General features: G+C 71.4%; 10 protein-coding genes. 4 read left to right on the top strand and 6 right to left on the bottom strand.

Annotated elements, in window-relative coordinates; translation table 11 throughout:
• The first annotated feature begins 5 nt into the window (after positions 1 to 5).
• Both JMV16_RS11015 and JMV16_RS11010 read left to right on the top strand, forming a co-directional pair.
• Positions 6 to 683 (top strand): response regulator transcription factor, encoded by a 678-nt coding sequence (locus JMV16_RS11015; protein WP_201494277.1) that lies wholly within the window; start codon positions 6 to 8, stop codon positions 681 to 683.
• Positions 664 to 1,854: an SUMF1/EgtB/PvdO family nonheme iron enzyme gene (locus JMV16_RS11010; protein WP_201494276.1), complete on the top strand. Its 1,191-nt coding sequence runs from the start codon at positions 664 to 666 to the stop codon at positions 1,852 to 1,854. The genes JMV16_RS11015 and JMV16_RS11010 overlap by 20 nt, the downstream gene beginning before the upstream one ends.
• 12 nt (positions 1,855 to 1,866) lie before the next feature.
• On the opposite strand, the gene JMV16_RS11005 is transcribed toward JMV16_RS11010, so the two are convergent.
• The 5 genes from JMV16_RS11005 to JMV16_RS10985 form a co-directional block, all read right to left on the bottom strand.
• Entirely contained in the window at positions 1,867 to 2,652 is a 786-nt protein-coding gene (locus JMV16_RS11005; protein WP_201494275.1) for an FAD binding domain-containing protein, read from the bottom strand.
• An 81-nt stretch (positions 2,653 to 2,733) separates the two neighbouring features.
• Entirely contained in the window at positions 2,734 to 5,247 is a 2,514-nt protein-coding gene (locus JMV16_RS11000) for a GspE/PulE family protein (RefSeq protein ID WP_236580458.1), read from the bottom strand.
• 67 nt (positions 5,248 to 5,314) lie between these two features.
• Positions 5,315 to 6,616, bottom strand: a complete 1,302-nt coding sequence (locus JMV16_RS10995) for a TRAP transporter large permease (protein WP_201494274.1) — start codon at positions 6,614 to 6,616, stop codon at positions 5,315 to 5,317.
• Between the two features lie 9 nt (positions 6,617 to 6,625).
• The gene (locus JMV16_RS10990; protein WP_201494273.1) at positions 6,626 to 7,135 is read right to left on the bottom strand and encodes a TRAP transporter small permease; all 510 of its coding nucleotides are present in this window, start codon (positions 7,133 to 7,135) and stop codon (positions 6,626 to 6,628) included.
• Between the two features lie 10 nt (positions 7,136 to 7,145).
• Positions 7,146 to 8,117, bottom strand: a complete 972-nt coding sequence (locus JMV16_RS10985) for a TRAP transporter substrate-binding protein (protein ID WP_201494272.1) — start codon at positions 8,115 to 8,117, stop codon at positions 7,146 to 7,148.
• An 88-nt stretch (positions 8,118 to 8,205) separates the two neighbouring features.
• Here JMV16_RS10985 and JMV16_RS10980 point away from each other — a divergent pair, with 88 nt between their 5' ends.
• Complete coding sequence (locus JMV16_RS10980; RefSeq protein WP_201494271.1) at positions 8,206 to 11,871, top strand: hydantoinase B/oxoprolinase family protein; 3,666 nt, start codon at positions 8,206 to 8,208, stop codon at positions 11,869 to 11,871.
• Positions 11,868 to 12,662 carry a hypothetical protein gene (locus JMV16_RS10975; RefSeq protein ID WP_201494270.1) on the top strand — a complete coding sequence of 265 codons (795 nt, stop codon included), beginning with the start codon at positions 11,868 to 11,870 and terminating at the stop codon, positions 12,660 to 12,662. Before JMV16_RS10980 ends, JMV16_RS10975 begins: the two co-directional genes overlap by 4 nt.
• Here JMV16_RS10975 and JMV16_RS10970 read toward each other — a convergent pair.
• The gene (locus tag JMV16_RS10970; RefSeq protein ID WP_201494269.1) at positions 12,646 to 13,557 is read right to left on the bottom strand and encodes a DUF2145 domain-containing protein; all 912 of its coding nucleotides are present in this window, start codon (positions 13,555 to 13,557) and stop codon (positions 12,646 to 12,648) included. The two genes, JMV16_RS10975 and JMV16_RS10970, sit on opposite strands and share 17 nt — an antisense overlap.

The raw sequence follows: 13,557 nt of genomic DNA, 5'->3' as shown, positions 1-13,557 counted from the left end.
GCCCCATGATCGACGTCATCCTCTGCGACGACCATGCGCTGATCCGGCGCGGCATCCGCGACACCCTCTCCGACGCCGCCGACATCCGCGTCATCGGCGAGGCCGGCGACTACGGCGAATTGCGCGCGCTGCTACGCAACCTGGGCGGCGCCGAGGGCGCCGAGCCCGAGCATCCCCACGGCGCGGCCTGCGACGTGCTGGTGCTGGACATCAACCTGCCCGGCCGCAGCGGCCTGGACGCGTTGCACGCCCTCAAGGACGAGGGCAGCCCCATCAAGGTGCTGGTGGTGAGCATGTACCCGGAAGACCAGTACGCCATCCGCGCGCTGCGCGCCGGCGCCTACGGCTATGTCAACAAGGGCGGCGACCCGCAGCTGCTGGTGCAGGCGGTGCGCACGGTGGCCCAGGGACGCAAATACGTCACGCCCGAGATCGCGCAGATGCTGGTCGAGAGCCTCACCGCGCCGGCCACCGAGCACCCGCACCAGAAGCTGTCCGACCGCGAGCTGCAGACCCTGGTGATGATCGCCAGCGGCAAGCGCCTGGCCGACATCGCCGAAGAGCTGATGCTGAGCCCCAAGACGGTGTCGGTCTACCGCGCCCGCGTGCTCGAGAAGCTGCAGCTGGCCAACAACTCCGAGCTGACGGTCTACGCCATCCGCAATGGGCTCGTGGGGCAGTAGCGGCGGCATCGGTGACAGCGTTGTCGGGGGCAGGTCGCGTGCGCTCGACGATCCGCTGGCCATCCGCACGGCCGGGCGCGAGCTGCTCTCGCTGGCTCTGATCGACGCCCGCAACCGCCTGCTCGCCCTGCTGGCCGAGGACGAATCGGCCCCGGCGCTGCGCCTGGCGGCCCGGGCCGGCTGGTTCCAGGAATACTGGATCGCCTGCCATGTGCAGCGCCAGCGCGGCGAGGCCTGCGACCCGGCGGCGACGCGGCTGGCCGGCATCGAGCTGGCCATCGACGCCTGGCGCGCGCCCGAGGGCCCGCCACCGGCGCCGGCCGACCTGCGCAGCTACCTCGCCGAGACGCTGGAGATCACGCTCGATCTGCTGGCCGCCAGCACCGAGGACGACGCGGCGCTGCATTTCTTCCGCCTCGCGCTGCAGCACGAGGACCGCGTGGTCGAGGCCCTGGTCGAGGCCGGCCGCCACGGCACACCGCCGCAGCGTCCCCAGCGCGAGCCGATCTGGCTGCCTGCCCAGCGCTGGGCGCTGGGCTCGCCACGCGCCGGCGGCCTGCAGCCCTGGGGCGAGCGCTGGGCCCACGAGGTGGCAGTGCCCGAGTTCGAGATCGACGCCCAGGCGGTGAGCTGGGCGCGCTACGTGGAGTTTGCCGACGACGGCGGCTACGACCGCGCCGAGCTCTGGAGCGTGGCTGGCTGGGCCTGGGCCCAGGCCTGCGGCCGGCGCGCGCCGCGTCATGTCGAGCAGCTGCACGGTGGCGTGCTGGTGCAGCGCGGCCGCGGCGTCGTGCGCGTGCATCCGGCGCAGGCGGCCGTGCATGTAAGCCGCTTCGAGGCCGAGGCCTGGTGTCGCTGGGCCGGCCGCCGCCTGCCCACCGAGCCGGAATGGGAGCTGGCCGCCACCCGCGCTGGCGGCCAGGGCTTTGCCTGGGGCGACGTGCTCGAATGGATGGCCGGCGGCGCCCGCCCCTGGCCGGGCGCCGGAGCACCGTCGCCGGGCACGCTGGACCTGATACCGGCCGCCGACGCCGGCCCGATCGGCCTCATCGGTGTATTGCGCGGCGCCAGTTTCGCCACGCCGCCGCGCTGGCGCCACGTCAAGGCGCGCCGCTTTGCCTTGCCCGATGAAGACGGCGCCAGCTGCGGCTTTCGCAGCTGCGCGGCCTGACCGCCCGCGGCCTCAGGCCAGGGCGCGCGCCGCCAGCACCGGGATCAGCGCGGCGCGGTATTCGGCCGAGCCATGGATGTCGCTGTTCAGCCCTTCGGCATCGACGCTGGTGCCCTCCAGCGCGGCGGCTGACCAGTCGGCCGCCAGCCGGGCCTCGAGCGCGGTGGCGCGGAACACGCCGCTGGCGCCTGCGCCGGTGACCGCCACGCGCACGCCGGCCGGACCGCGTGCGACGAAGACGCCCACCAGCGCGAAGCGCGAGGCCGGCTGCTTGAACTTCTGCCAGCCGGCGCGCTCGGGGATGGGGAAGCTGACCGCGGTGATCAACTCGCCCTCGGCCAGCGCCGTGGTGTAGATGCCGGCGAAGAATTCGTCGGCGGCGATGGCGCGGCGATCCGTGTGGATGGTGGCGCCCAGTGCCAGCACGGCGGCCGGGTAGCAGGCGGCGGGGTCGTTGTTGGCGAGGCTGCCGCCCAGGGTGCCGCGATGGCGCACCTGGCGGTCTCCGATGCGGTGGGCCAGGTCGGCCAGCGCCGGTATCGCCCGGCGCACCGCCGCCGAGGCTGCCACCGCGGCGTGGCTGACGCCGGCGCCTATCGTGACGGTGCCACGGTCGACCTGGATGCCCTGCAGTTCTGCCAGGCCGCCCAGGTCGACCAGGGCCGCTGGCGCCATCAGCCCCAGCTTCATCGCCTGCAGCAGGGTCTGGCCGCCGGCGATGGGCCGCACGTCATCCTGCGCCGCGGCGCGCAGCGCGTCGGCCAGGGTGGCGGGCCGGGTGTAGGCGAAGGCTTGCATGGCGGGTCTCCTCGGGGGCCGGTGGCGGCTAAGGTGGTGGCCATTGTGCCGGCCGTGCCGCCGCCGCCCGGGCTGGTGTCTTCAGGAATTGGCGCGCACTTCCTCGATGGTCGTGATGCCGGCCAGCACCTTCTCGATGCCGTCCTGGCGCAGCGTGCGCATGCCTTCGCCGATGGCGTGGCGCTGCAGGTCGTCGGAGCGGCTGCCGGTCTGTATCAGGTGGCGCAGGCTGCGCGACACCGTCATCAGCTCGTGGATGCCGGCGCGGCCGCGGAAGCCGCTGTGGCCGCAGGCGTCGCAGCCAGCCGAGTGCCAGGCCAGGAGTCGGCCGTCGCGCCCGTAGCGACGGCGCCAATCGGCCCGCACGGCGTCGGCGCTGGGCGACTGCTCGGTCTCGGCCATCACATGCAGGTGGTCGTCCAGCAGCTCGGTCTCTTCCTCAGCGCTGCAGTCGTGCGCCACGCGGCAGGAAGGGCACAGGCGCCGCACCAGGCGCTGGGCCAGCACGCCGAGCAGGGCGTCGGCGAAATTGAACGGGTCCATGCCCATGTCCAGCAAGCGCGTCACCGTTTCGGGCGCGCTGTTGGTGTGCAGCGTGGACAGCAGCAGGTGGCCGGTGAGCGAGGCCTCGATGGCGACCTGGGCCGTTTCCTTGTCGCGAATTTCGCCGACCATGATGACGTCGGGGTCGGCGCGCAGGAAGGCGCGCAGCGCCTTGGCAAAGGTCCAGTCGATGCGGGCGTTGACCTGCACCTGGCGCAGCCCGGCCTGGGTGATCTCGACCGGGTCTTCGGCGGTCCAGATCTTGCGCTCCGGCGTGTTGATGTCGGCCAGCACCGAATGCAGCGTCGTCGTCTTGCCGCTGCCGGTGGGGCCCACGCACAGCAGCATGCCGTAGGGGCGGCGCGACAGGGCGCGGAACTGCTCGAGGTTGCGCGGGCTCAGGCCCAGGTCGCCCAGCGCCAGCGGCCGGCTCGACTGCAGCAGGCGCAGCACCGCGTCCTCGAGGTTGTTGTGCGTGGGCACGGTGGCCACGCGCAGTTCGAGCCGCACACCGGCGACGAACTTCGAGAAGTTGATCTTGCCGTCCTGGGGCTTGCGGCGCTCGCTGATGTCGAGGTCGCACATCACCTTCAGGCGCCCGATGATGGCGCTGCGGTAGGTGTGGGGCAGCTCCAGGTAGGGGCGCAGCCGGCCGTCCTTGCGAAAGCGGATGCGCACCTTCTCGCGCCCGCCCGGGCATTCGACGTGGATGTCGCTCACGCCCTGGGTGTAGCCCTCGAGGATCATCGAATTGATCAGCCGTACCAGCGAGTTGTCGCTCTGCTCGATGGCGTGGTCTTCGTCCTCGTCGATGCGCGCCTCGACGCGCTCCATCGAGGCCAGCAGCTTGCTGGCGTCGCCGGGCTCGAAATCGGCCGTGATGCTGCCGTCGCTGCCGAAGCGCGGGCCGCCGCCGGTGGTGAGGGCGCCGATCTTCTCGTAGGCGCGGTCCACCGCGCCCAGCAGCACGCCGGCGCGCGCCAGCACCGGCACCACCTTGCACTGGGCGGCGAACTCCAGCTCGTCCATCATGCTGCGGTTGCTGGGGTCTTCCACGGCCACCACGAGGCGGTTGTTGCGCACCATCAGCGGCAGGGCCGGCGCCCGCGAGGCCACGGCATAGGGCAGGCGCGCCACCGCGTCGGTGTCGGGCGGGAAAGCCAGCACGTCGACCAGCGGGTAGCCCATCTTGCGCGCCAGCGCCGTCTGCAGATTGGCGCGCGAGACCAGGCCCTGGCGCACCAGCAGCTCGCCCAGCGGCACGCCGCGGTCGCCGCGTTGCTGCGCCAGCGCGTCTTCCAGCTGGGCCTCGGTGATGAAGCCCATCGCCGACAACGCCTCGCCGATGCGCACCATGGGCATGCGGCTCTGGTGCTCGATGGCGGCGGCGAGCTCTTCGGCGCTGATGATCTGGCGCACCACCAGCATGTCGCCGAGGCGGCGCTCGCGCATGGCCTGCTGCTCGGCCAGCGCCCCCTGCAGCTCGGCCTGCGTCAACGTGGCCTCGTTGAGCAAGGCCTCGCCCAGGCGCAGGCCGGCGCTGGCGCTGTCGCAGGCGGCGCGCGGCACGAACCAGCGTGTCAGCGTGCCCTCGTCGTCGGCCGGCTCGAAAAGGAAGAGGCCCCAGGGTTCGTCGTGGCAGCCTATGGTGACGCCGTCCCACACCGCGCCACCCTTGAAGACGATGTGGAAGGGCAGCAAGGGCCGGGCTTCGCCCAGATCCCTGGCGAACTGCGAACTGAATTCGCGCTCTTCCACCGGCGTGGGCTGCAGCGGCTGGGCCAGGCGCAGGCGGCGGAACTGCTCCAGCCGCAGCGCCAGCGGCTTGCGCTGGCGCGCCATGCGCAGCTGCAGCAGGCCCTGGGCGGGGTCGAACTCGAGCAGCTCACCATCGAGGAGATTGCCGTTGATGCCTTCGATCTGGCAGGCCAGCGGCTCGGAGGCGACTTCGGCGCTGGGATAGCTGGCCAGATCGGGCGTCGGCCAGGCGAACTCGCCGCCCAGGGCGGCGTGCTGGGTGTCTTCTTGCGATTCGAAGGACGGGTCGGACATCGGGCTTCCTCGGGCGGCGGCCGGCCGTGTGGCCACGCCCATTGTTGCCGCTTCCGGGTGCCGGCTCTCAGCGCCGCATCTGCTGCGGCAGGAAGGTGACGATCTGCGGGAAGATGTAGATCAGCGCCACTGCAGCGATCATGAGAAAGAAGAAGGGCAGGGTGACGCGAGCGATCCAGCCGATCTCGCGCCGCGTCATGCCCTGCAGCACGAAGAGGTTGAAGCCCACCGGCGGCGTGATCTGCGCCATCTCGACCACCAGCACGATGTAGATGCCGAACCACAGCGGGTCGATGCCGGCCTTCTGCACCGTGGGCAGGATCACGCCCATGGTGAGCACCACCATCGAGATGCCATCGAGAAAGCAACCGAGCACGACGTAGAAGACCAGCAGCACGGCCAGCAGCTGCCAGCGGCTCAGGCCCATGGTGGCGATCCACTCGGCCAGATGGCGCGGCAGGCCGATATAGCCCATGGCCAGCGTCAGGAAGGCGGCGCCAGAGAGGATGAGGGCGATCATGCAGTACAGCCGCGTGCCGCCCAGCAGCGAATCGCGGAAGGTGGGCCAGTTCAGCGAGCCCTGCACGGCCGAGATGACCAGCGATCCCAGCACGCCGATGGCGGCGGCCTCGGTGGCGGTGGCGACGCCGGAATAGATGCTGCCCAGCACCGCGGCGATGAGCAGCACCACCGGGATCAGGTGGCGCGACTCATGCAGCTTCTGGCCCAGGCTGAAGTGGCGGTCGGCCGGTGGCACGCGGTCGGGATGGCGCAGCCCCCACACCACCAGGTAGCCCGAGAACAGCAGTGCCAGCAGCAGGCCCGGCAGCACGCCGGCGATGAAGAGCTGGGCGATCGAGACATCGGCGCTCACGCCGTAGACGATCATGATGATGGAGGGCGGGATCAAGAGGCCCAGCGTGCCGGCGCCGGCCAGGCTGCCGATGGCGATGTCGTCGGGGTAGCCGCGCTTCTTCAGCTCGGGCAGGCTCATCTTGCCGATGGTGGCGCAGGTGGCGGCGCTGCTGCCCGAGACGGCGGCAAAGATGGCGCAGCCCACCACGTTGACGTGCAGCAGCCGCCCCGGCAGCGCCTGCAGCCAGGGCGCGAGGCCGCGGAACATGTCCTGGCTGAGCCGGGTGCGGAACAGGATCTCGCCCATCCACACGAAGAGCGGCAGCGCCGTCAGCGTCCAGCTTGAGGCCGAGCCCCAGGTGGTGACGGCCATCGCGTCGCCGGCCGGCCGGCTGCTGAACAGCTGCATCGCGATCCAGGCCACGCCGGTCAGCGTGAGGCCTATCCAGACCCCGCTGGCGAGGATGAGGAAGAGCGCCGCGATGAGGACGAAGGTGATGGCGAGGTCGCCCATGACTGCTGCCTATTCGTTGTGCAGGGCGGCTTCGGCGGCTGGCGCGGCGCGCAGGCCGCGCCATTCGAGCACCAGCTCGTCGACAAAGGCGATGGCCAGGATCACGGTGCCGACGGCCATCGAGAGCTGGGGAATCCACAGCGGCGTGGCGTCGTTGCCGGTGGAGATGTCGTTGAACAGGCGCGACTGCCACACCAGCCGGCAGCTGTACCAGGCGCTGATGCCGGCCAGCAGCGAGGCGGCGGTCAGCGACCACAGCTCGAAGCCGCGCCGCAGGCCGGCGGGCAGGGCCGACAGCAGCAGCGTCACGCGGATGTGCTCGCCGCGCTTGAGCGTGTGGGCCAGCGCCAGGAAGCCGGCCGCCGCCATCAGGTAGCCGGCATAGGCGTCGGTGCCCGGCACATGGAAGCCCAGCTCGCGACTGGCCACGCTGAGCAGCACCATCACCAGCAGGCCCACCATGAAGGCCGCCGCCAGCCAGGCGGCGCCGTCGTAGAGGCCGTCGAGCAGCCTGCGCATGCCGCGGCGGCTACTTCTGGAAGGCGTCGACGAGCTGGCGGCCCTCGGCGCCGGCCTTGTCCAGCCACTCCTTGAGCATGGTGTCGCCCACCTTCTTGAGATCGGCCTTGAGCTGCGGCGAGGGCGGCAGGATCTGCATGCCGTTGGCCTTGAGCTTTTCCAGCGTCTCGCCGTTGGCGCGCCGGCTGGCGGCCCAGCCGCGCGTCTCGGCGTCGGCGGCGGCCTTCAGCAGCGCGGCCTGGGTCGGCTTGTCGAGCGCATCGAAGGCGGCCTTGTTGACCAGCACCGCATTCTTGGGCAGCCAGGCCTGGGTGTCGTACCAGTACTTGACGTGCTCGTAGAGCTTGCTGTCCCAGCCAGTGGAGCCGCTGGACATCATGCTTTCGGTGACGCCGGTGGCAAAGGCCTGGCTGACCTCGGCCGCCTGCACCGTGACCGGCTGCGCGCCCACCAGTTCGGCGATGCGGCTGGTGGCCGGGCTGTAGGCGCGCCACTTGATGCCCTTGAGATCGGCCGCGCTGGCCAACGGCCGCTTGGTGTAGATGCCCTGGGGCGGCCAGGCCACCGCATACAGCACCATCATGCCCTGCTCGGCCAGCTTCTTTTCGAGCAGCGGGCGCTGCACCTTCCAGAGCTTGGCCGCCTCTTCGTAGCTGTCGGCCAGGAAGGGCAGGCCATCGGCGCCGAAGATGGGCCACTCGTTCTGGAAGTTGACCAGCAGCACCTCGCCCATCTGCGCCTGCCCGCCCTGTACCGCGCGCTTGATCTCGGGCGCCTTGAACAGCGAGGCATTGGCATGCACCGTGACCTTGAGCTTGCCGCCGCTGCCCTTGTCGATGTCGGCGGCGAACTGCACCAGGTTCTCGGTGTGGAAATTGGTGGCCGGATAGGCGGCGGGCAGATCCCACTTGGTCTGGGCCTGGGCGGCCGTGGCAGCCAGGGCCAGCAGGGTGGCGGCCAGGGGAAGGAACTTGACGGTCATGCGGACTCCTCTTGTGCGCGGTGCCGGCTAGCATAGGGCGTGCCCGGCCCGCGCCTGCCCGGGGCTTCCCCGAACCATGCACGACACCATGCCTACACCCTTCATTGCTGAACGCTGGCAGTTCTGGATCGACCGCGGCGGCACCTTCACCGACATCGTCGGCCGCGCCCCCGGCGGTGCGCTGCACACGCTCAAGCTGCTGAGCGAGAACCCCGAGCAGTACGCCGACGCGGCGGTGGAAGGCATCCGGCGGCTGCTGGACCTGGCCGCCGGCGAGGCCATCACGCCGGCGCGGGTGGAGTGCGTGAAGATGGGCACGACGGTGGCCACCAATGCGCTGCTCGAGCGCAAGGGCGAGCCCACGCTGCTGGTCACCACGCGCGGCTTTCGCGATGCGCTGCGCATCGCCTACCAGGCACGGCCGCGTCTCTTCGACCGCCGCATCGTGCTGCCCGAGCTGTTGTATGCCCGCGTGATCGAGGCCGACGAGCGCGTTGATGCCCACGGCGACGTGCTGCGCCCATTGGACGAGGCGGCACTGCGAGCCGAGCTGGGCGCGGCTTTCGAGACCGGCCTGCGCAGCTGCGCCATCGTCTTCATGCACGGCTGGCGCAGCCCGGACCACGAGCAGGCGGCGGCGCGGCTGGCGCGCGAGGCCGGCTTCACCCAGGTGAGCGCCTCGCACGCGGTGAGCCCGCTGATGAAGCTGGTCTCGCGCGGCGACACCACGGTGGTCGACGCCTACCTCAGCCCCATCCTGCGCCGCTATGTCGACCGCGTCGCGGCCCAGATGCCGGGCGTGCGCCTGTTCTTCATGCAGAGCAGCGGCGGCCTTACCGAGGCGCAGCGCTTCCAGGGCAAGGACGCCATCCTCTCGGGCCCGGCCGGCGGCATCGTCGGCATGGTGCGCACCGCGCTGGCGGCCGGCCATCCGCGCGTGATCGGCTTCGACATGGGTGGCACCAGCACCGATGTCAGCCACTACGCCGGCGAGCTGGAGCGGGCCTTCGAGACCCAGGTGGCCGGCGTGCGCATGCGGGCGCCGATGATGAGCATCCACACCGTGGCCGCGGGCGGTGGCTCGATCCTCGGCTTCGACGGCGCGCGGCTGCGCGTGGGCCCCGAGAGCGCCGGCGCCAACCCGGGCCCGGCCAGCTACCGCCGCGGCGGGCCGCTGGCGGTGACCGATGCCAATGTGATGCTGGGGCGGCTGCAGCCGGCCTGGTTTCCCAAGGTCTTCGGCCCCGACGGTGACGAAGCGCTGGACTTTGAGGGCGTGGTCGCCCGCTTCGAGGAGCTGGCTGGACGCGTGCGCCAGGCCAGAGGGCGCGCCGCCACGCCAGAGAGCTTGGCCGAGGGCTTTGTGCAGATCGCCATCCAGAACATGGCCAATGCGATCAAGCGCATCTCGGTGGCGCGCGGCTACGACGTCACGCGCTACACACTGCAGTGCTTCGGCGGCGCCGGCGGCCAGCATGCCTGCGGCGTGGCCGACGCGCTGGGCATGGGCCGCATCTTCATCCACCCGCTGGCCGGCGTGCTGTCGGCCTACGGCATGGGCCTGGCCGACCAGATCGCGATGCGCGAGGCCAGCATCGAGCTGGCGCTGGATGCCGCCGGCCTGGCCGCCGCCGCGGCCCGCCTGGAGGTGCTGGGCGAAGCGGCGCGCGATGAACTCGCCGGCCAGGGCGTGGCGCCCGCGGCCGTGGAACTGCGCCGCCAGCTGCTGCTGCGCTACCAGGGCACCGACACCGCGCTGGCCTTGCCCTGGGGCGGCATTGACGAGATCCGCAGTGCCTTCGTGGCCGCCTACCGCCAGCGCTTCGCCTTCCTGATGCCGGGCCGCGGCCTGGTCATCGAGGCCGTCACGGTCGAGGCCGTGGCCGCTGGCGAGCGCCACGATGGCGCGGTTGCGGCCGACGTGGCCGTGCCCTACGAGCCGCAGCCCGCGGCGCGCGTGCGCATGCACAGCGGCGGCTGGCTCGACGCCGCCCTGCATGTGCGCGAAACGCTGAATGCCGGTGCCACCATCCTGGGCCCGGCGGTGATCGCCGAGCGCAATGCCACCACCGTGGTCGAGCCCGGCTGGCAGGCGACCATCACGCCGGCCGGCGCGCTGGAACTGCTGCGCGTGGCACCGCGCGCCGCCCGGCACGCCATCGGCACCGAGGCCGACCCGGTGATGCTGGAGGTGTTCAACAACCTCTTCATGAACATCGCCGAGCAGATGGGCCTGCGGCTGCAGAACACGGCCCACTCGGTGAACATCAAGGAGAGGCTGGATTTTTCCTGCGCGCTCTTCGATGCCCAGGGCCAGCTCATCGCCAATGCGCCCCACATGCCGGTACACCTGGGCAGCATGAGCGAGAGCATCCGCACCGTGATCCTGCGCAACCCGGCCATGCAGCCGGGCGATGTCTATGTGCTCAACGACCCCTACCACGGCGGCACCCACCTGCCCGACGTGACGGTGGTGACGCCGGTCTGGCTGCATGAAGCGGATCAGGCGGATCAGGCGGCAGAAGCCGCCACGCCGCCGGCCTTCTATGTCGCCTCGCGCGGCCACCATGCCGACATCGGCGGCAGCACGCCGGGCAGCATGCCGCCCTTCAGCACCAGCATCGCCGAAGAGGGCGTGCTCTTCGACAACTTCCTGCTCGTGCGCGGCGGCCAGCTGCGCGAGGCCGAGTTGCTGGCGCAACTGGCCGCCGGCCCCTGGCCGGCGCGCAACCCGCCCCAGACCACGGCCGACCTGCGGGCCCAGATTGCCGCCAACGAGAAGGGCGTGCAGGAACTGCGCGCCATGGTGGCGCAGTTCGGCCGTGACACCGTGGCTGCCTACATGGGCCATGTGCAGGACAACGCCGAGGAATCGGTGCGCCGCGTCATCACCGCGCTCGCGGATGGCGAGTTCACGCTGCCGCTGGACAACGGCGCCCGCATCGCCGTCAAGGTGACGGTGGACCGCGCTGCACGCGCCGCCACCATCGATTTCAGCGGCACCAGCGCCCAGCTGCCCAACAACTTCAACGCCCCCAAGGCGGTGACGATGGCGGCCGTGCTCTATGTCTTCCGCACGCTGGTCGACGACGACATCCCGCTCAATGCCGGCTGCCTGAAGCCGCTGCAGGTGATCGTGCCGGAGGGCTGCATGCTCAACCCGCGCCCGCCGGCGGCCGTGGTGGCCGGCAATGTCGAGACCTCGATGTGCGTCACCAACGCGCTCTACGGTGCCCTGGGCGTGATGGCGGCCAGCCAGTGCACGATGAACAACTTCACCTTCGGCAACGAGACCTACCAGTACTACGAAACCATCTCGGGCGGCTCGGGCGCCGGCCTGGTGAAGGACGCTGCGGGCCAGACGGTCGGTGGCTTCGACGGCACGTCCGTGGTGCAAACCCACATGACCAATTCGCGCCTGACCGACCCCGAGGTGCTGGAGTTCCGCTTTCCGGTGCGGCTGGACAGCTACGCCCTGCGCACCGGCTCGGGCGGCACCGGGCGCTGGCGCGGCGGCGATGGCGGCGTGCGGCGCGTGCGCTTTCTCGAGCCCATGACGGCTGCCATCCTGAGCAACGGCCGCAGCGTGCCGGCCTTCGGCCTTGCCGGCGGCGGGCCGGGTGCCACCGGCATCAACCGCATCGAGCGCGCCGATGGCCGCATCGAGACCCTGGGCCATATCGGCTCGGTCGCGATGGCGCCGGGCGATGTCTTCGTGATCGAGACGCCGGGCGGCGGCGGATGCGGCGCTTGAGCACGGGCTTGACGGTGTTCTGGCGCTCGGTCCTGCTGGCGGCCTGCGCACTGCTGCTGGCCGGCTGCGGCACGCTCAACAGCGCGCGCATGCTGGCGCCCTCGCTGTCGGGGATGGAGGAGTGGCGGCCCGGCCTCTTTGTCGAGCCTGCGATGAGCGCCGCCCAGCGCCAGGCGCTGGAGCAGCAGATCGCCCTCGGCCGCGCCCAGGTCGAGCGCTTCTTTGGCGCCATCGTCACCGCGCCGTACTTCGTCGCCTGCATCAGCTTCGATTGCGCGCGCCGCTTCGGCTCCTATGGCGAACGCGCGGCGGCCTTCGGCGACAGCGCCATCCGGCTCTCGCCCGATGGCCTGCAGGCCGCCCTGGTGGCGCACGAGTGGTCGCACGCCGAGCTCTACCGGCGCGTGGGCGGCTGGTGGCGCATCAGCGCCATCCCGCGCTGGTTCGACGAGGGCGTTGCGGTGGTGCTGGCCGACGAGGCCCGCCACAGCCCTGCCAACTGGCAGGAGATCCAGCGCCGCGGCCTCAGCACGCCGACCTTGGACGAGCTGGTGACGCGCCGCGACTGGACCGAAGCCGTGCGCCGCTATGGCGAAACGCGCGCCGAAGACCCCGACAACCTGCGCCGGGTCTACAGCACCGCCGGCCATGAGCTGCGCGGCTGGCTGGCCTGCGCCGGCCGCGAGGGCCTGGCCGGCTTGCTGGCCGGCGTGGACCAGGGCCAGGCCTTCGATGCGCTCTACGCCCGCCTGGGCTGCGGCGGGCCGGGCCGGATCAGTCCAGCGCGATGACCTCGTCGCCGGGGCCGGGCCGGCAGCCCTCGGGCAGCAACTCCCAGCCGCGGCGAATGACGACCTGCTTGGCGTCGTGGCAGAACTCCAGCCGCCGCGCCCCCGGCGCGCGGGCGCGGGCATAGGCCTCGATGGCGGCCGGCATGCTGACGCGAAAGCGGTTGGCGTCCAGATCGGCGGCCGGGTGGTCGTCGCGGTGCAGCCAGGGGATGGCGGCGCTGGCCCACATCAGCGGGCGCCAGCCCAGTTCCATCGCCATCGGGTAGTAGCCGCTGGCCCGCAGCCAGGCCTGGGCGCGTCCGCGCGCCGTCTCGCTGTCCAGCGTGCCCAGATCCGGCCCCCAGGCCGCGGCCAGCAGCTCGGCCGTCCACTGGTTGCAGTTCTGGTAGAGGGTGGCGAAGGCATAGGCGTTGGCACTGTAGACAGGCCCCAGCAACTGCAGCGCGCGCTGCTTGTCGGCGGCCACCGCCTGGACGGCCGCCTCCGCCTCGGGCGGCAGCAGCACGGCCGAGACATAGCCGATGTCGGGCTGGTGGGTGCCCAGCACAAAGGCCGCTATGCCCTGGTCGTAGATGCGGGGGCGGCGTTCGTCGCAGGAAAAATACAGCTGGCGCACGGCCCAGGGCGTGTCGGCGCCGGCCAGCAAGCTGACGCCGCCGTGCGAGTAGCGCACGCCGAAGAAATCGAGATCCAGCCCCGAGCGCGAGACCAGGGCCAGGCGCGCGCCCGAGCGCCCGAGCTCGGCCTTCACGATGCCGGCAAAGCGCAGCAGGCGGTCTTTCTGCGCGGCGTTGAGCGGCTGGCCCTCGTCGCAATAGCGGGTCGAGCCGGCCTGGGCGCAGCCGGCAACCAGCAGCAGCGCCAGGACCAGCGCCGCGGCGCGGCCGGCGCGCAA

Origin of the sequence: Rubrivivax sp. A210 (genome assembly GCF_904426505.1) — a bacterium.
Taxonomy (GTDB): Bacteria; Pseudomonadota; Gammaproteobacteria; order Burkholderiales; family Burkholderiaceae_C; genus Rubrivivax.
The sequence above is the reverse complement of the archived record's forward strand: the minus strand, read 5'-3'. Positions and strand labels throughout refer to the sequence as shown.

Bases quoted from the DNA above. Each gene is read 5' to 3' on its own strand.
- JMV16_RS11015 (WP_201494277.1), top strand. From the start codon at position 6: ATGATCGACGTCATCCTCTGCGACGACCATGCGCTGATCCGGCGCGGC.
- JMV16_RS11010 (WP_201494276.1), top strand. From the start codon at position 664: ATGGGCTCGTGGGGCAGTAGCGGCGGCATCGGTGACAGCGTTGTCGGG.
- JMV16_RS11005 (WP_201494275.1), bottom strand. From the start codon at position 2,652: ATGCAAGCCTTCGCCTACACCCGGCCCGCCACCCTGGCCGACGCGCTG.
- JMV16_RS11000 (WP_236580458.1), bottom strand. From the start codon at position 5,247: ATGTCCGACCCGTCCTTCGAATCGCAAGAAGACACCCAGCACGCCGCC.
- JMV16_RS10995 (WP_201494274.1), bottom strand. From the start codon at position 6,616: ATGGGCGACCTCGCCATCACCTTCGTCCTCATCGCGGCGCTCTTCCTC.
- JMV16_RS10990 (WP_201494273.1), bottom strand. From the start codon at position 7,135: ATGCGCAGGCTGCTCGACGGCCTCTACGACGGCGCCGCCTGGCTGGCG.
- JMV16_RS10985 (WP_201494272.1), bottom strand. From the start codon at position 8,117: ATGACCGTCAAGTTCCTTCCCCTGGCCGCCACCCTGCTGGCCCTGGCT.
- JMV16_RS10980 (WP_201494271.1), top strand. From the start codon at position 8,206: ATGCCTACACCCTTCATTGCTGAACGCTGGCAGTTCTGGATCGACCGC.